18 protein-coding genes are annotated in these 15,891 nt (G+C 56.1%); 8 read left to right on the top strand and 10 right to left on the bottom strand.

Going from position 1 to position 15,891, the window contains the following annotated elements; genetic code table 11:
• Nucleotides 1-28 precede the first annotated feature (28 nt).
• The 6 genes from tsaA to rimO all read right to left on the bottom strand — a co-directional run bounded on the left by tsaA (nucleotide 29) and on the right by rimO (nucleotide 5,403).
• Nucleotides 29-727 (bottom strand): tRNA (N6-threonylcarbamoyladenosine(37)-N6)-methyltransferase TrmO, encoded by a 699-nt coding sequence (tsaA, locus tag JFT91_RS26205; protein ID WP_201234298.1) that lies wholly within the window; start codon nucleotides 725-727, stop codon nucleotides 29-31.
• Nucleotides 728-910: 183 nt separating this feature from the next.
• Nucleotides 911-1,681, bottom strand: a complete 771-nt coding sequence (locus tag JFT91_RS26210; protein ID WP_201227710.1) for an SDR family oxidoreductase — start codon at nucleotides 1,679-1,681, stop codon at nucleotides 911-913.
• Between the two features lie 161 nt (nucleotides 1,682-1,842).
• Nucleotides 1,843-2,310 (bottom strand): YehS family protein, encoded by a 468-nt coding sequence (locus JFT91_RS26215; protein ID WP_158830785.1) that lies wholly within the window; start codon nucleotides 2,308-2,310, stop codon nucleotides 1,843-1,845.
• Between the two features lie 72 nt (nucleotides 2,311-2,382).
• Nucleotides 2,383-3,093: an rRNA pseudouridine synthase gene (locus tag JFT91_RS26220; protein WP_201234299.1), complete on the bottom strand. Its 711-nt coding sequence runs from the start codon at nucleotides 3,091-3,093 to the stop codon at nucleotides 2,383-2,385.
• 190 nt (nucleotides 3,094-3,283) lie between these two features.
• Nucleotides 3,284-3,757, bottom strand: a complete 474-nt coding sequence (locus JFT91_RS26225; RefSeq protein ID WP_201227708.1) for a GNAT family N-acetyltransferase — start codon at nucleotides 3,755-3,757, stop codon at nucleotides 3,284-3,286.
• A gap of 323 nt (nucleotides 3,758-4,080) precedes the next feature.
• Entirely contained in the window at nucleotides 4,081-5,403 is a 1,323-nt protein-coding gene (gene rimO / locus JFT91_RS26230; RefSeq protein WP_201234300.1) for a 30S ribosomal protein S12 methylthiotransferase RimO, read from the bottom strand.
• A 117-nt stretch (nucleotides 5,404-5,520) separates the two neighbouring features.
• On the opposite strand from rimO, the gene JFT91_RS26235 reads away from it, so the two are divergent.
• From JFT91_RS26235 to JFT91_RS26255, 5 genes are all read left to right on the top strand, one after another.
• Complete coding sequence (locus tag JFT91_RS26235) at nucleotides 5,521-6,672, top strand: hypothetical protein (RefSeq protein WP_201234301.1); 1,152 nt, start codon at nucleotides 5,521-5,523, stop codon at nucleotides 6,670-6,672.
• Nucleotides 6,672-8,300: a recombinase family protein gene (locus tag JFT91_RS26240; RefSeq protein WP_201234302.1), complete on the top strand. Its 1,629-nt coding sequence runs from the start codon at nucleotides 6,672-6,674 to the stop codon at nucleotides 8,298-8,300. The genes JFT91_RS26235 and JFT91_RS26240 overlap by 1 nt, the downstream gene beginning before the upstream one ends.
• A 94-nt stretch (nucleotides 8,301-8,394) precedes the next feature.
• Nucleotides 8,395-8,622, top strand: a complete 228-nt coding sequence (locus JFT91_RS30325) for a DUF1654 domain-containing protein (RefSeq protein ID WP_443522908.1) — start codon at nucleotides 8,395-8,397, stop codon at nucleotides 8,620-8,622.
• A gap of 132 nt (nucleotides 8,623-8,754) precedes the next feature.
• Complete coding sequence (locus tag JFT91_RS29795) at nucleotides 8,755-9,261, top strand: hypothetical protein (protein WP_242489365.1); 507 nt, start codon at nucleotides 8,755-8,757, stop codon at nucleotides 9,259-9,261.
• Nucleotides 9,258-9,551 carry a hypothetical protein gene (locus tag JFT91_RS26255; protein WP_201234304.1) on the top strand — a complete coding sequence of 98 codons (294 nt, stop codon included), beginning with the start codon at nucleotides 9,258-9,260 and terminating at the stop codon, nucleotides 9,549-9,551. The genes JFT91_RS29795 and JFT91_RS26255 overlap by 4 nt, the downstream gene beginning before the upstream one ends.
• Nucleotides 9,552-9,604: 53 nt before the next feature.
• On the opposite strand, the gene JFT91_RS26260 is transcribed toward JFT91_RS26255, so the two are convergent.
• Complete coding sequence (locus JFT91_RS26260) at nucleotides 9,605-10,324, bottom strand: S24 family peptidase (RefSeq protein WP_134101691.1); 720 nt, start codon at nucleotides 10,322-10,324, stop codon at nucleotides 9,605-9,607.
• A gap of 116 nt (nucleotides 10,325-10,440) precedes the next feature.
• On the opposite strand from JFT91_RS26260, the gene JFT91_RS26265 reads away from it, so the two are divergent.
• From JFT91_RS26265 to JFT91_RS26275, 3 genes are all read left to right on the top strand, one after another.
• A complete protein-coding gene (locus tag JFT91_RS26265) occupies nucleotides 10,441-10,692 on the top strand; it encodes a Cro/CI family transcriptional regulator (RefSeq protein WP_277951928.1) in 252 nt (83 codons plus the stop codon).
• Nucleotides 10,689-11,312: a DUF8585 domain-containing protein gene (locus JFT91_RS26270; RefSeq protein ID WP_201234306.1), complete on the top strand. Its 624-nt coding sequence runs from the start codon at nucleotides 10,689-10,691 to the stop codon at nucleotides 11,310-11,312. The genes JFT91_RS26265 and JFT91_RS26270 overlap by 4 nt, the downstream gene beginning before the upstream one ends.
• Nucleotides 11,313-11,512: 200 nt before the next feature.
• Complete coding sequence (locus JFT91_RS26275) at nucleotides 11,513-12,244, top strand: hypothetical protein (RefSeq protein ID WP_201234326.1); 732 nt, start codon at nucleotides 11,513-11,515, stop codon at nucleotides 12,242-12,244.
• A gap of 700 nt (nucleotides 12,245-12,944) precedes the next feature.
• Here JFT91_RS26275 and JFT91_RS26280 read toward each other — a convergent pair.
• The 3 genes from JFT91_RS26280 to JFT91_RS29800 all read right to left on the bottom strand — a co-directional run.
• Entirely contained in the window at nucleotides 12,945-13,205 is a 261-nt protein-coding gene (locus tag JFT91_RS26280) for an ogr/Delta-like zinc finger family protein (RefSeq protein WP_201234307.1), read from the bottom strand.
• Nucleotides 13,206-13,277: 72 nt separating this feature from the next.
• The gene (locus JFT91_RS26285; protein WP_201234962.1) at nucleotides 13,278-14,147 is read right to left on the bottom strand and encodes a phage portal protein; all 870 of its coding nucleotides are present in this window, start codon (nucleotides 14,145-14,147) and stop codon (nucleotides 13,278-13,280) included.
• Nucleotides 14,059-15,891 (bottom strand): terminase large subunit domain-containing protein (locus JFT91_RS29800; RefSeq protein WP_242489367.1); only part of this gene is annotated, 1,833 nt, incomplete at its 5' end. The genes JFT91_RS26285 and JFT91_RS29800, both read right to left, overlap by 89 nt.

The following is a 15,891-nucleotide window of genomic DNA, read 5'->3' on the forward strand; positions in this document are numbered from 1 at the left end:
CCGAAACATTCCCGTGCAGGGACCAGGTTCAGGCTGTGGCGGGGATGACTTCGAGCACTCGGATCTGCTCAGGCGTCGGGTAATGCCAGCGCACGTCCAGATCCCAGAATTGCGCGCCGTATTCGCGTTCAGGCACCGGGGTTTGATACGCCGGGCGTGGATCCTGAGCCAAACACTGTTCAATCAACGCCACCAATGGCTCGTCGAGGCGCTGAGCGTGTGTGTGCGCTTGTTTCAGTGCCGAGTCCGTCCACTGCACGTCAATCAGCTGCGGCGCAGCGCTGGCGATGCTGTTGGTGGCGCTGTGGACGATGTCTGCATAGGGCACGTACGGTTTGATGTCGAGTATCGGCGTGCCGTCGAGCAAGTCGATGCCGGAGATGAACAGGCGATTGGCTTCGACCTTGTCCAGTTTCACCACCGATTGGCCGATGCCGTTCGGGCGATGGGTGGCGCGGGTAGCGAACACGCCCATGGACTTGTTGCCGCCAAGGCGTGGCGGGCGAACTTTGAGGCGCGGCTTTTCTTCAAGGGCTTGATGGAACAGGAACAACAGCCAGACATGACTGACCTGTTCCAGCCCCTGCACCGCATCCCCCTGATCGAACGGCGCCACCAGTTCCAGCACGCCACGGGCAGCAGGGGCCAGTTGCGGCTGGCGCGGGATGGCGAACTTTTCCTTGAAGCAGGAGCGGACGAAGCCGATGGGGGAGACGCTGTAAGTCATGGTGTGTATTCGAAGCGGAGCGGGGTGGGCATGATAACCCGGCAGACCTCAAGTCTGGTGGTGGCAGGTCGGACGCCATCGCGAGCAGGCTCACTCCTACAGGGGATTTCAGCGAACACAGATTTTGTGTCCACCGACGCCTTTGTAGGAGTGAGCCTGCTCGCGATGGCCGCACCACCGATGTCAGAGGCTGAACCCACCATCCAGCGGAATGATATTCCCGGTCATGTAAGCCCCAGCGGTACTCGCCAGACTGATCGCCAGCGCCGCCATCTCTTCCTCACGCCCCCAGCGCTTCATCGGAATCAACGCCGTGTCCTCAGCCAATGCCTGCTGATCATTACCAATATGCTGAGTCATCTTGCTCGGAAAGCGCCCCGGTGCAATCACGTTGACGTTGATGTGCTGGCTCACCAGTTCCCGCGCGAGAATCCGCGACAATTGATGCAGGGCGGCCTTACTCGGCCCATAGGCATAGGCTTGCTCGCCAAACGAAGAAATCCCCGCCACCGAACCAATATTGATAATTCGCGCCGGATTCGCTGCCGAACCCGCTTTGCGCAACAGCGGCAGAAACTGCTGGATGCAACTGAACACCGAGGTCACGTTGAGCTGCATGACCTTTTCCCAGCCCTTGACCGGATAGCTCTCCAGTGGCGCGCCCCAAGTGGTGCCGGCATTGTTCACCAGAATATCCAGATGACTGATTTGCTCGCCCAGACGCGCAGCCAACTCCTGGACGCCTTCTTCAGTCGCCAGATTCGCCGCCACGCCGTGGCAGATGCCCAAAGCACTGAGTTCTTCAGCCGTTTGATGACAGGCCTCGGCGTCGCGGGCACAGACAAAAACGCGGGCGCCGGCCTCGACAAAGGCCTTGGCAATCATTTTGCCGATACCGCGTGTGCCGCCGGTCACCAGAGCGGTGCGGCCTTGCAGGGAAAAGTACGGGTGCATGGCGAATCCTGAGGGCTAGGGATCAATACACCCTAGTCGTCAGCCGCAAAAAGCGGAGCCACTATTTTCGGAAGGAATGGGCGGCCATACGGCCAGCTGCAAGCTACAAGCGGCCAGTCGAAGCGCGGTGGCCACTTGCAGCTTGCAGCTTGTAGCTGCTTTTACGCTCTCACGCGCAACGTGAGCCCTTTGAGGAAGTTGCGCAGCAACTGGTCGCCACACGGACGATAGTTGGTGTGGCCGACCTTGCGGAACAGTGCGCTCAGCTCAGGCTTGGACACCGGGAACTCGGCTGCCTTGAGGATCGCGTGCATGTCGTCTTCTTTCAGTTCGAAGGCCACGCGCAGCTTTTTCAGAATGATGTTGTTGGTCACCGGCACTTCAATAGGCTGCGGTGGACGGCTTTCGTCCTTGCCGCGCTTGAAGATCACCAGACCATCGAGGAAGTGGGCAATGACTTCGTCCGGGCAGCGTACGAAACCTTCTTCGTCTTCTTCTTTCTTGTCGAGCCAGGTCAGCACGTCAGCGAGTTCTACGTCCATGCCGCCGAGTTTGATGATTTCGACAACCTTCTTGTCACTGATGTCGAGCATGTAGCGCACGCTGCGCAATACGTCGTTATGAATCATGTGAGTAATCCTGATAAGCGTTGTGGGCAGCGCGCGGGCGCGCTGCCGGAATGTGTGGCGGCAGTGGAAGTCTTAGAACTTCTCTTTACCGGACAGGTAGCGCCATTGGCCGACCGGGACCTTGCCGATCGAGACGCCGCCGATGCGAATGCGGCGGATGCCGATGACCTTCAGGCCCACCGCTTCGCAGAACTGGGCGATGATCCCCGGCTGCGGATTTTTCATGGCGAAGCGCAGGCGGTTTTCGTTCTGCCAGCTGGCCTTGACCGGCGGCAGTTCCTTGCCCTTGTGGGTGAGGCCGTGCTGCAAGCGGTTGAGGCCGTGGGCGACCATGTCACCTTCGACTTCAACGATGTATTCCTGCTCGATCTTGGCCGAGTCGGCGGTGAGCTTGCGCAGAATCTTCCAGTCCTGGGTGAACACCAGCAGACCGCTGGCCTTGGCCTGCAAATCGGTGCTGGCGGTCAGGCGCAGGAAATGGCCACGCAACGGTCGTTTGCTGAAACGGTGCTCTTCGCTGAGGGTTTCGGCGCTCAGGGTTTGCATCGCGCTGTCCGCATCCATGCCCGCCGGCACGTTGAGCAGGATGGTCACCGGCTCTGGCGCGGTGGCCTTGGCGTCCTTGTCGAGCTCGACCTTCTGGTCGCCGACCTTGAATTGCGGCTCGTCGATGACTTCGCCGTCCACGGTGACCCAGCCGCCCCCAATGAACAGCTCGGCCTCCCGGCGGGAGCAACCGACCAGTTCGATGAGGCGTTTGGAGAGGCGAATCGGGTCAGTCATGACAGGGCCGTAACAAAAAAGGGGTGGGCATTGTACCTGTGTGGCGCCGGTTAAGCCCGGTTCCATTTACACGGTGCTCGTATTCCCTGTGGGAGCTAGCCTGCTGGCGATTGCATCACCGCGGTGAATCTGGATGACCGCAGCGCCTGCATCGCCAGCAGGCTAGCTCCCACAGTGGGGTTGTGGTGTGTCAGGCATGGTTTGAGCGCTGTTGATTTTGGCGCAAGCGCATATGCAGCAACGGATACGGCTGGCCCATGCCATCCACCTCCGAGCGGCCGATCACTTCGAAGCCCTGCTTGAAGTAGAAGCCCAGCGCCTGTGGGTTCTGTTCATTGACGTCCAGTTCATCGGCATTCAGATGCTGCAGCGCGTAGTTCAGGAGTTTTTTGCCCAGACCTTGGCCACGGTAGTCAGGATCGATAAAGAGCATTTCGATCTTGCCCGCCGCAACGCCGGCAAACCCGGTGATGCGCTGGTTGGCATCTTTGGTACAGATCAGCATCACCGCATCGAGGTAACGCGTGAGCACCAGATTGCGCAGCAGCTCGATGTAGCTGTCCGGCAGAAAATCATGAGTGGCGCGAACCGAGGCCTCCCAGACCCGGGTCAGTTCCTGATAGTCGCTGAGTTTCGGCGTGTGGATGACCGAATGGTGACGCATGCCCGTCTGCCTCTTGTCCGTTTCAAGGGAGTCCGTCCCCCGCTAAACGATAGCCGTAAAAAAGCCCCGCATCTCGTAAAAAGAGCGGGGCTTTTTGAATTTGTTACGGTGTCCTGCGGGGTGTTTCTGTCGCCTGCGAGAGCTTTCACCCTCACCCCAGCCCTCTCCCCCAAGGGGGCGAGGGGGAAGGGAGCCGATCTTCATGCGCTTTCAAGACCTGAGTTCGACTCGAAATCTCAGGTCGATGTACCTCGACCAGACAACTCGGTCAGTCCCCTCTCCCTCTGGGAGAGGGCTAGGGTGAGGGGCTTTTGATCTTCAGATCAGATCTGCTCTGCCCACAGGTCGTATTCATCAGCATCAGTCACTTTGCACCAGACTTTATCGCCCGGCTTCAGGTTGCTGCCGTTGTCGATAAACACGTTGCCGTCGATCTCCGGGGCGTCGAAGAAGCAGCGGCCGACCGCGCCTTGCTCGTCGACTTCGTCCACCAGCACTTCGATTTCACGGCCAATGCGCATTTGCAGGCGCGCCGAGCTGATTGCTTGCTGGTGCGCCATAAAGCGATCCCAACGGTCTTGCTTGACGTCGTCCGGTACGATTTCCAGATCCAGATCATTGGCCGGAGCGCCTTCAACCGGCGAGTACTGGAAGCAGCCTACGCGGTCGAGTTGGGCTTCGGTCAGCCAGTTCAGCAGGTACTGGAAGTCTTCTTCTGTTTCGCCTGGGAAGCCGACAATGAAGGTCGAACGGATGATCAGATCCGGGCAGATTTCGCGCCAGTTCTTGATCCGCGCCAGGGTTTTGTCTTCGAACGCCGGGCGTTTCATCGACTTCAGCACTTTCGGGCTGGCGTGCTGGAACGGGATGTCCAGGTACGGCAGGATCTTGCCGGCGGCCATCAGCGGGATCAGCTCGTCAACGTGCGGGTACGGGTAAACGTAGTGCAGACGCACCCAGACGCCGAGGGTGCTCAGCGCTTCGCAGAGTTCGGTCATGCGGGTTTTCACCGGCGCGCCGTTCCAGAAACCGGTGCGGTATTTCACGTCAACGCCGTAGGCGCTGGTGTCTTGCGAGATCACCAGCAGCTCTTTAACGCCGGATTTGACCAGACGCTGAGCTTCGTCCAGCACATCACCCACCGGACGGCTGACCAGTTTGCCGCGCATCGACGGAATGATGCAGAAGGAGCAGCTGTGGTTGCAGCCTTCGGAAATCTTCAGGTAGGCGTAGTGACGCGGGGTCAGCTTGATGCCTTGCGGCGGCACCAGATCGATCAGCGGGTTGTGATCCTTGCGCGGCGGCACGACTTCGTGCACGGCGTTGACCACTTGCTCGTACTGCTGCGGACCGGTCACGGCCAGCACGCTTGGGTGCACGTTGCGGATGTTGCCTTCTTCCACGCCCATGCAGCCTGTGACGATCACCTTGCCGTTTTCCTTGATCGCTTCGCCGATCACTTCCAGCGATTCAGCCTTGGCCGAATCGATGAAACCGCAGGTGTTGACGACTACAACGTCGGCGTCCTGATAGGTCGACACCACGTCATAGCCTTCCATGCGCAGCTGGGTCAGGATGCGCTCGGAGTCGACCAGTGCTTTCGGGCACCCTAGCGATACAAACCCTACACGTGGGTTATTACTCATATACTCACAGCCTGCAGGGCATACCCTGGGTAAATTTCGAGGCGCGCGATTCTATACGTTGATCAAAAAATGCGCAAAAAGATTTGTTGACAATGATTATCATTTTGGGGTTTGGGCATGGAAGATCGTAACTTAAAGCGTCCTATTAGCGACGCGGTGGAGACAGAGAAGTCAGAAGAGGACGAGTTCGTCGAGGTGAAAGATCACGACGAATGGAGGCGCGAGGCTCTGGAAAAAGAACGCGAAAGATTTAAAAAATTTGAACAGCTAAACGAGGAAATTTTTAAATCTCCAGTGCGAAGTTCCTCGGGTTGGGTTGATAGACTAAGACTCGCCTTAACCATGCTCGCTGGAGTTATGATGGGGGCTGCTATGATTATCGCCGCGCTTCCAAGCATAGTAAGATTCTTCGAAGGGAGTGTAATTGTCGCCGCAATGGCTGTCGGCAGTCTTTCACTACTCGCACTTGTATTTCTTTTGGCACTTTTATCTGGTACGCGAAAAGAGAGTTTTGTAGATCTGGACGAAAAAATACTACGTCGTCAGGTTGAAGGGGAAGAGTTGGAAAAAGCTGAGGGTGTGGATATTCTCAGGGCAATATTGAAAAGTAAGAAAGAACCGCCGCGCTATTACAATGCCGTCTCTATAGAAGATGCTGTGTCCCCGAATTCTCTTTCCGAAGTTGACCAGAAACTTTCAAGCCAAAGCCATGAGGTTACTGGCTTTGAGCGACACATGAGTTCGCTGGTCCGTTCGTTGGATCTTCATATCAATCTCGCTGAAAATAAAGCGTCATTGCTTTTGGATAAGGGGACGACGTATCTGTGGCGAGGTATATTTTTTTATATTTGCTCCATAGTGGTTTGGCAAGTTACTACTTCTCTATATGAGGTTGGAAAGTTTGCGGTCTGGGGGATGATCTCCTGCTCCCTGACTTTTTTGGTTGTTGAATTCCTGGCGGCTTGGTTTTTGCGTCAGTACAAAAGTTTTACTGATTCTTCATTTAATCTGGTGCGTGTGAAATCGGTTTTCAATCGATATCTATTGTCTTATTTGGCGATTAAAGAATTTTCTAACTCTGGTGAGCATCTCGTAGATATGAGGGCGCAGATGTTGAAGGTCCTTGAGGAGGATGTGAAGTGGCTTGAGCCCGCTCCCCAGAAATCAGGAGATCTAAACCACATGATCGCTATGTTTGAATCCGTTTCAGGTCTCGTAGAAAAATTAAAAGTTTCTGCAAAAGGTGATAAGCCGGCGGCGTCGACATAATGAATGCGCAACTAGGGAGCCGTAAGGTTTACAGCTATCTTCGATTTTCTGATCCAAAACAAGCGTTGGGTAATAGTGCTGACCGTCAACTTCAATATGCTCAGCGCTGGGCTAAATCAAACGGTTTTGTTTTAGATGAGTCTCTTTCTCTGAGAGACGAAGGCCTTTCCGCATATCACCAGCGCCATGTGAAGCAAGGCGCTCTAGGGGTATTTTTGCGGGCGGTGGAGGACGGTCGTATCCACGATGGCTCTGTTCTAATCGTTGAGGGACTGGATCGTCTCAGTCGAGCTGAACCTATCCAAGCCCAGGCTCAGCTTGCTCAGATTATCAATGCGGGTATCACGGTAGTTACCGCAAGCGACGGCCGCGAGTACAACAGGGCTGGTTTAAAGGCTCAGCCTATGGACCTGGTTTATTCGCTCCTGGTGATGATAAGGGCGCATGAAGAGTCCGACACGAAGAGCAAGCGAGTCAAAGCCGCAATCCGTCGTCAATGTGAAGGTTGGAAATCCGGTTCGTTTCGTGGGGTGATCCGCAACGGTAAAGACCCACAGTGGGTGCGATTGACCAATGAGGGATGGGAGTTGATCCCAGAGCGTGTCGCAGCAGTAAAGCGGGCGCTTGAGCTTTATCGTTTGGGACTAGGTGCCGGCCGTGCTGCAAACATCATGCATGAAGAGGGATTTCAACTGACTGAAGGAGGAATCTCCGGATTACAGATCTACCGGACGATCAAGTTACCTGCGCTGCGGGGTGTCAAACGGTTGAGTCTGGAGGGCGAGGATTACGAGCTGGAGGAGTACTACCCGCGTGTACTGTCCGATGCAGAATGGAATGATCTGCAGCACCTTGCTGGCCAACGGTTGCGTCGTCGAGGAGCGGGGGAGATACCAGGCATCATCACCGGGGTCGGATTGGCCTACTGCGGCTACTGCGGTACAGCGCTAGTTGCGCAAAACATAATGAAGCGTAGGCGTGTGGATGGAAGTATTGCAGACGGCAATCGCAGGTTGCACTGCACTTCTTACAGTAAAAACGGCGGGTGCTCCGCCGGTGGAAGCTGCAGCGTTGTACCAATCGAGCAAGCGTTACTCAAATTCTGCACGGATCAGCTCAACCTCCAGCGACTAATGCAACCAAGCGATGATGGCCAGGCTGTCCATCGTCAGCTTGTGGATGCAAGGGCGGCTGTTGCGAAGATCACAGGTCAGTTAGGCAAGGTAACTGATGCGCTTTTAGCAGACGAGAGTGGCGCCGCCCCTCTGGCGTTTGTCCGTAAGGCAAGGGAGTTGGAATCACAACTTAGAGATGCTGAAAAAAGCGTTTCAACACTGGAGTATGAGGTGAGCTCAATATCCGCAGGGGCTGCTCAACCAGCCCAGGCAGAGCGATGGGCGGCTCTGTCTGCCCAAGTGGAAGCGGGAGATTACGGAGCAAGAGAAAGCGTCAGGCAGTTGGTCATGGACACATTCAGTCGAATTGTCATTTTCATGCGGGGTGTGGACGCAACCGACCGCGAAGGTCAGTTCATTGATGTGCAGCTTTTCTCGCGTACAGGACAGCACCGCCTGCTTCGGATCCATCGGAAAACAGGCGATTGGGTGGCGAGTGAGGACTGGGATTAGGCCAAATATTAGCAAAGCTACATTTCCTATATACTGTCTGGATATACAGTAGTAGCAGGATGCTTTTGTGCTTCAGCAAAACCGCGTTTTCTCAATGCAGCCGTCCACCCCATTCGACCAACTTGCATGCCGTATTTACCGACAGGTCAACAGTGCCTCCGCCCAAGTCCTGCGGCGAACGTTAATACGGCGATTATCCGGCGAGCGCTCCGATGACTGGGATCGACTTCTAGAGCAATTGAATAACGAGGAAAGCGTGCGCTTGAAGCACCTAGGCGACGGCATTGCGCAATTGAGCTGGACAAATCATCACCCCTTCTGATTATCCAGCGGCTAACAAAAAACTAAAAAATATGCCGCAGGTGTTTGACATAAAATTAGCCGGAGGCTAATTTATCTCCATCAGTTCAGGGTATTGCGCTGCGATGCCCTGATCGCTTTGGAGGTTTACACGATGTACGCCCTTTGCCTTTCGCCGGATGCGCGCTCTCAGTTATCAGACCAGGTCACTCAGAATGGCACCTTTTCGCACCATTTTTTTGCAGAAGACGGACGCTGCTGCGCGACGGCCATTGTTGCCATTGAGCAGGGCTTAGAAGATGTATCTGTTCAGGTCAGACTGGGTAGCACTGTAAACAGTTTGACCATCCCAAAAACTGCTCACGTTGCCGAACGAATTGCGCGCCTTCTTGAGGAGCTTGCTCTTTGCAACGATCCGAGAATCATGCCAGACGCCGATGGGCAGTTGACCATTTCCATCCTGGAGCCAAATGCGAAACGACTGTTCAGTCAAAGTATTGAGGGGTATCGGAGTGCAAACGCGGAACTCGATGCCGCCATTGCAAAAGAAAACTGGGGCGCGATACACACAGCCCAAAGTCGCCGTGATCTCCACGCCAGTACGATCGCTTTGATCGTGAACAAGTGCTCTGTAGGTATTGAAGTAGGGGTAAGACCATGATCGGGATTCCCAAGACAGGCACGCTGGAGCTTGGCCGTATCTGTGCCAATGTGAGCAGCGGTTACCAATTCAGCACAGCCGACGGGCGTCCCGCACGTTTAGCGATTATCGATGACCAGGGCAATGTGGTCGAAGCCGGCGATGCTGTTGCACGCGAGGCGTGGAACGTGTGCATCGCTGTAATGAAGAACTTCAAAATTGGCCAAGGTCATATCGTGGTGCACAGTGCCCCGCCTGGATCAGCTCAAGGCAATGCAGGCAAGTTATGCCCACGTAAGGCTAGAGGATGAGCTGCGAAGCTGATCGGAATGCTTTAAGGCACGCCGGTGGGTTATCAACGACGTTACATACCGGTGATTTTCGCATCGATCGCACGGCCAATAATTTCCCAAGTACCGTCCAGAGCTACCGCCTTGTACTCTGGATTGAGTGGCACCAAGTAGCCTACCCCAGCATCTAGATTGTATTGCTTGAAGGTGGTTTCGCCGCTCACGGTGTGGCGGGCGATGTAGAACTTGCCGCTGATGAGGTCAAAGCCTTCAGGGCGAATCAATATCGGAGTGCCTTCCGGGAAGCTAGGCGGTGTGTCCGATGTCATCGACTTTCCCTTCACCTTGAGCCAATAACCACGTGGCCCTGCATTTTCCGTAGACGACAGCCAGTCGTCTGCAATTCCGGTCGGATAGCAGACGGAAGATTCGATCTGCTCGCCGGCGGCAACCCATGAGATCAATGGATATTCCCGGGCTTCTCGGTGAGGTTGCAGCATTGGGGAAATGTTGGAATGACCACTTGTAGCCGCCATGCCCTCAATTTCGGCAGCAAGGCGTGGACTGAAGCTCTCGACCGGCTCATTTAGCAGCTTCGCCAGTACCGAAGCAAAGCGGGCATTGAGCGCATTTATACCCTTCAAATAATGGTTCACCGAAACCGGTGTTATGCCTGCGGCATCGGCAATCTTCCGTTGATTCAGCTTGAGAGCGTTCTTCTTAGAAAGATAGAGCTCGTGGGCTGCTTGGCATTCCGCGAATAGGGCAGGGGCGATGGGCTTTTTCTTAGTCATTGTCGAAGTATAAGCCGCTGGCTAACTCAAAAGATTAGCCGTAGGCATTGATTATAAATATGTTAGCGGTTAATCTTTCGGTCATTCATCAGTCTTAGGTGTATGACATGGAAGAGATGTCCCTTAGTGATTTAGTGCAACGGATGGGTCAGGCGCCTGTAGCGCGTGCGCTCGGTGTGAAACCGGCGTCGATCGCGAAAGCACTAAGAACTCATCGAAACATCACCGTAACGATCAGTGACGATGGTGCCTGTGCAGCCCAAGAGACCCGCCCGTTTCCTTGCCAGGAATACTCGGCGTCACCCGATGGCTCTAAGTCCAGCCACGAGAAAACGTTGGGGCAGCCTAAATTCGGTGAACAGCCTTGACCACGTCCACACACGGACAGCTGTCCATTTCCCGTGATCAAGTCCTTGTTGCTCATGCCGCTGAGATGATTGCCCGCACCGGTTTGAGCCAGGACGACTTCGCCCAGGCGCTGAGCAGCAACCTTCATCGCCAGATCCCCGCCAAGGCGGTCAGTAAAGACGTGCCCGACTTTGAAATCCTTGCCCAGAGCAACGACAGCGCGTCCTTCCTGAGAGCATCAGGCGCCTGGCTGCGCCGTGTAGGCCGCTGGCTCAGTGGTGAGGTTGACCTGCCGAGCTGGATCGAGGAGTCATGGGTAGGCGCTTTGGAGGGCGACTTCAAAGACTGCTGCATTAATGAGCTTGCCCATCGTCATGGGCTGACTGGGGCACGCGAGCTGGACGGCGACGGCAACCCGGTGGGGGCGTTCGGCCAGCTAGTGGCTCGACTTGGTAATACGGTTGCTCTGGGTAGCGAGATCCTGGCTGACGGTCGCATCGATATTGACGACCTGGAAAAGCTGCCTGAATTTGTCGATCGACTTCGTTCGGTAGAGGCACGTTGCAGCGAGCTGCGCTCTCGTGCCGAGATTGTTCTGCTCGAGCAACCTCAAAAGCCCCACCTGTCCCAGGTGAACTAGCCTCTGTGACTTCCCGGGACATGGACATCCGCACGCGATCGGCAAGCAGCCGCAAGGGCAGCCCCAACAAGGGCCGACCTGCTGTCGTCCATCGCGACAAGAAAGATCCCCACGCAGCCCTCCGCGCACCAATTCGAGCACCTCGCTACACAGCTCCGCGTCGTCTGACTACCCAACAACTCAAAAACCCGTTGCTGCGGATGGCGTTTTCTCGACTGAGCCAGATTGGTGAACTACGTGGACAGTACCTGCGCGACCTGGACACCATCCATGGAGGGCGCCGCACCCGTTCCGAGAAATTCGACGCGTTAGCTAAAGCATCTGAGCAGATGCTGCTGCGCTTAGATTTGGCCACTGGCGTACTGGGCTGGCTTGATATTGAGCGGGGGCAGTTCTTTCTCAACACCCAGTGCGGTGTCGCTGAAGATAGTGGCATGTCTGCTGCGTCTCTCAATCGCCTCATGCACAGTTTGGAGCTGGCCGGGTATGTTTACCGGCGCATTGAAAAAGTGCAGTTGGAGGAGAAAGACGAGGCAGGACTTAATCTCGTGCGGACACGCGTCCTGGTGCGCTTCACAGAGAAGTTCTTTGCAGACCTAGGGGTGCGTTATCTTTGGTACCGAGCTAAGAAAGCTGCTATCAAACGTCGTGAGAGAGACCTTCGCGAGGTCAGCGGTCTTCGTGCTGCGCGCCAAGAGAAGGCTTCCTTAGAGGCGTTCCGCAGGCAGCAGTCGCGTAGCAACTGGGAAAAGAGTGAAGCGCGTAAGGCTGCTCAGCTTAATAGGCAGGCAGAAATACTGATCCCAGCTCGCGGATCACCCAACGGTGCAACACCATCCCTGGAGCTCGACAGGAGCTCAGGCGGACTGGACGAATCCATGGCGCGTCTACTGCGCAACGTCCAAATCAAGAAAGACTCCCCCTCGAAGTAATCGCATCCCCTGCGAGGCCAGGCTACGCCTGGCGGTCGAAAAACTCCCAACGTTCCCGCTAACACTGCCGCCATGCATCGTCATGTTGGCTTGTGGGTGCCTGCGCCCCCATTTTTTACCGACGTTTCGTGCGCTCGGCCGGGCGCAGCACGCGCATCCAAGATGCCTTTGAATTAAATGGAATTTTAAACCCCACTCAGCAACCCCAAAGGGTATAAAAAAGAGACTTTCGAGGTGTCCACAGGTTCGGTGTGTTGAGTACAAGATGATGCCTTCGCCCAAGGGCTCAGTTCGCTTCGCTCAGCTTTTTATGAGGGTCGCGGGCTACGCGCCCGCCGAGCGGCAGGGCAGTGCCCTGCACCCAAGCCAATAGCCTGCGCTCCGTGCTGGAGAACCAGGGAACACAAAGCGGTAATTGAGCGCGCCGAGGGGAGTTGGAGTTTCGCTGATAGCGCTCGCGGGCAAAGGACGGCAGTGCGGCTGAAATTTTTGGGTGCGAATTTGCCGAGTGACCGGCCGCTTCGCGGGTTCCGCCGCTCTAAGATTGTGAATATCAGCGGAGATCGCGTTGGCGGCTTATATGCCTGCGGGGCAGGCATCTCGAAGCAAGATTCGAGATCGACGTGCAGACTCACACAAGGTGAGCTTGGGAAAGGAAGGGCTTCAGTGAATTGGGGAGGTTGCGACCTTGGTTGTAAAGTTAGCGAGGTTGCGAAGCGCTGACCTGCAGCAATAGCTCTTGCTGCTGCTCCGCCGGCAAACTTCTGATTCTCTCCAGAAGGAGAGTGTCGACGTGTTGTGCTGGCGGCCTCAGGGAATGCTTGAACGTAAGTTCGGACACCCAAGTGTGCCCGCACTTTGCATCCAGGCACTGGCAGTAGAGCTTCACATAGCCCCGGGTAATTTCCTCCCGTGAGCCGATGCGCCCTTTGTGGTCGCAAGCTGTGCAGTAAATTCGCATGGTTCCCTCCCCAGGGTTTCGAAGCCATTATTATGCCGTCACCTTTAGTGATAATCACCAAATACTGTCTATTTATTCAGTGGTTTTATCGTCTTCTGCCGGGGTTCTCCAGCTAATTCGCCTGTCCGGCAGTAGCGTGTCATTCACCTGGTCGAATAGCTGGCAGATCGGCCGGATCTCATTGTTGGTGTAAACCCGATCAATCTTTTCGATGTCGCCAAATCCCCCACTGTTTTCCGGAATGATGCCGGCCAGTGCCGGGTTCATTCGCCAGGCGGCGATCACGTCGTTGCGGGTGATGTTCTTCACCTTCTCAAGCTCGTCTTTGGCCTGGAAATCCCCCACGGGAATGATCTGGATCGCGTTTTCTTTGCCGTTGGGAATGTTGACGAACATCGAGCGGAAGTTGCCCACGCCCTTGCTGGAACTGATCTGTGCGCGCAAGTTCTCCTCGTCTTCTTCGGTCAGGTCCGGATCGTTGGTGTAGAAGATGTAACCAGCGTGGGCGCCGTTGCTGTAGTAGCGTCGGCGGAACAGGGTAGCGGCTTCGTTGAGCAGCAGCGCCTGCAGCCCGCCCAAGTAATCCGGAATACCGTAAATGGTCTGTTCAACGTCGTAGTCCATGACGTGTTCGATCTCGTCCTGGTCGAAGTCCATAAACTTGTTGTCCGGCAGCAGCATCCGGAACCCACCGTCCACCTTCACTCGCATATTTATCGCCGGTAGATGCTGCAGTTCCAGCACCTGACCGAAGACGTTGATGTCGCGATAAAAAAACGCATCGCCGAATACCATGTAGTCCAGACCCGCGCAGCCCATTGTCCGGGCACTGCAGCCCGCCGAAGGAATGAACTCACGCAGCAACAGGTTGCGTTTGAACTTCGGAATGGCGCCGTGGTGTGCATTGGCGCGTAACAGTTTGGCCAGACCGGTGCGCGACACCGGTGGCTTGTAAATTTCGCCGTCGTCGCTGGGAAACACCCCCACGTACTCGCCGATGTTGCCCGATAGCACCTGTTCGGGTTCGCCGAACGTAAACGCCCGCATGGGCTGTTGCTGTTGCTGTTGCACCTGATGATTGACCAGGCGTTTTTTGCGTCGAAGCTTGGGCATCGTTTCCACTCGTGACGTAGCGGCTACGACGCCGCTTGTTGGTGTTCAAAGGTTCGTTGGCCAGGGCATGCATGACCGCCCACGCGATATCGGCGTGGCCGGTCGCGTCGGTGCGCGAAGCGCTGTAGGTGACCTGCCCGCTGTTGGTGGTGCCGCGCTTGATAGTCAGGAACGCCTGGGCGATGTCGGTCCATCCGGCATCCCACTCGATGCGGCTGCCTTGGATCGTGTCCTGGGCTTTGAGCACCAGTGCGTTCTTCGCCTCAAGGCTGTAATGAATCGGCGTCGCTTTTGCGTAGAAGTCGCGCACCAGATCGAACACGCCGTAACCCACGCCGGTGACATCGATGCCGATGTGCTGGACGTTGAAACGCTCGGTCAGCTTTTTGACCTGAGCAGCCTGGTAGGTGAACGAATGACCACGCCAGCTGTGCTTCTCCAAGATCCGGAACTTCGCGCCCGGCTCGAGCGGCGGGGCGATGACCACGCACGTCGCGTCGTCGCGAGTCCGGCTCGGGTCGTACCCCAGCCAGACCGGACTGTTGCCGAATGGTCGTTCCTCGTCGGGCTTGTAGTCCTCCCACAACGAAAGATCGGAATAGCAGCGCTCCAGATCCTTGAGGCCGAACGCGCTCTGTGTGCTGTCGATGAACTTGCAGTAGAAGAGCTGCTGAAACTTGTCCTCGTCGTACTCCAGCTGCAGCTGCTCGAGGTCGAACAGATCGCAGCCGCCGTCGATCGCATCCTGAATGGTGATCGTCTTGCGCCATTGGCCGTCCGGACACAGAGCACCTTGGGTATAGGACGCCTCGATCGGCCAAGTGCCGCCGGCTTTTTTCCCGCGTTTGCTGTTGCGAAACTCTTCACCAGTCCAGAACGGGTAGGCCTGGTGCGACACCGCGCTGGGCGTCGAGAAATAGGTCTTGCGCCACTTCTTGTGGGTGCCCATGGCGCTGGCCACGGTGCTCAGTTTTTCAAAGTCACGGATCCAGAAGTATTCATCGACGTAGACGTGCCCGTGGTAGCCCTGGGCCGTGCTGCTGTTTGTCGATAGGAAACGCAGTTCGGCGCCGTTGCTGAGCACGATCGGGTTACCGGTCAGCTCGATGTCGAACCACTGCTTGGCGAACTGGATGATGTAGCTGCGGAAGATCTCGGACTGCGATCGGCTGGCCGACAAAAAGACCTGGTTGTCGCCACTCAAAACCGCATCCATGAACGCTTCGCCGGCGAAGTAGTAGGTCAAGCCGACCTGACGACTTTTAAGGATGTTGCGGATCCGGCAAGTCAGCGGGTTCTGCTTGGCCGCGAACAGCTCCTGCTGGTAGCGGTACATTTTGCTGATGAACTTATCCAAGAAGTCGACTTCGGTGAGACCGCTGATGTCGTTCTTGGCCTTCTTCTCTTTCTTCTTGCCGCCGCCTTCGCCACGGCCCGAACGTTCGCCACGCGGTCGCTGACGAGATTCCGAGGAATCGCCCGGATCGTCTCCGATCGATGCCGCCGCCGGCGCCGGTTTGGCCGCTTGCTTTAGCAGTCGTTCGCGCACGGCGGTCAGCCGGTCGAGTTCGTT

This window comes from Pseudomonas sp. TH08, from assembly GCF_016651275.1.
GTDB lineage: Bacteria > Pseudomonadota > Gammaproteobacteria > Pseudomonadales > Pseudomonadaceae > Aquipseudomonas.

Bases quoted from the DNA above. Each gene is read 5' to 3' on its own strand.
- JFT91_RS26210 (WP_201227710.1), bottom strand. From the start codon at position 1,681: ATGCACCCGTACTTTTCCCTGCAAGGCCGCACCGCTCTGGTGACCGGC.
- JFT91_RS26265 (WP_277951928.1), top strand. From the start codon at position 10,441: ATGTCCCTTAGTGATTTAGTGCAACGGATGGGTCAGGCGCCTGTAGCG.
- rimO (WP_201234300.1), bottom strand. From the start codon at position 5,403: ATGAGTAATAACCCACGTGTAGGGTTTGTATCGCTAGGGTGCCCGAAA.
- JFT91_RS26220 (WP_201234299.1), bottom strand. From the start codon at position 3,093: ATGACTGACCCGATTCGCCTCTCCAAACGCCTCATCGAACTGGTCGGT.
- JFT91_RS26255 (WP_201234304.1), top strand. From the start codon at position 9,258: ATGATCGGGATTCCCAAGACAGGCACGCTGGAGCTTGGCCGTATCTGT.
- JFT91_RS26215 (WP_158830785.1), bottom strand. From the start codon at position 2,310: ATGATTCATAACGACGTATTGCGCAGCGTGCGCTACATGCTCGACATC.
- JFT91_RS26235 (WP_201234301.1), top strand. From the start codon at position 5,521: ATGGAAGATCGTAACTTAAAGCGTCCTATTAGCGACGCGGTGGAGACA.
- JFT91_RS29795 (WP_242489365.1), top strand. From the start codon at position 8,755: ATGTACGCCCTTTGCCTTTCGCCGGATGCGCGCTCTCAGTTATCAGAC.
- JFT91_RS26260 (WP_134101691.1), bottom strand. From the start codon at position 10,324: ATGACTAAGAAAAAGCCCATCGCCCCTGCCCTATTCGCGGAATGCCAA.
- JFT91_RS26280 (WP_201234307.1), bottom strand. From the start codon at position 13,205: ATGCGAATTTACTGCACAGCTTGCGACCACAAAGGGCGCATCGGCTCA.
- JFT91_RS26275 (WP_201234326.1), top strand. From the start codon at position 11,513: ATGGCGTTTTCTCGACTGAGCCAGATTGGTGAACTACGTGGACAGTAC.
- JFT91_RS26225 (WP_201227708.1), bottom strand. From the start codon at position 3,757: ATGCGTCACCATTCGGTCATCCACACGCCGAAACTCAGCGACTATCAG.
- JFT91_RS26240 (WP_201234302.1), top strand. From the start codon at position 6,672: ATGAATGCGCAACTAGGGAGCCGTAAGGTTTACAGCTATCTTCGATTT.
- tsaA (WP_201234298.1), bottom strand. From the start codon at position 727: ATGACTTACAGCGTCTCCCCCATCGGCTTCGTCCGCTCCTGCTTCAAG.
- JFT91_RS30325 (WP_443522908.1), top strand. From the start codon at position 8,395: ATGCAGCCGTCCACCCCATTCGACCAACTTGCATGCCGTATTTACCGA.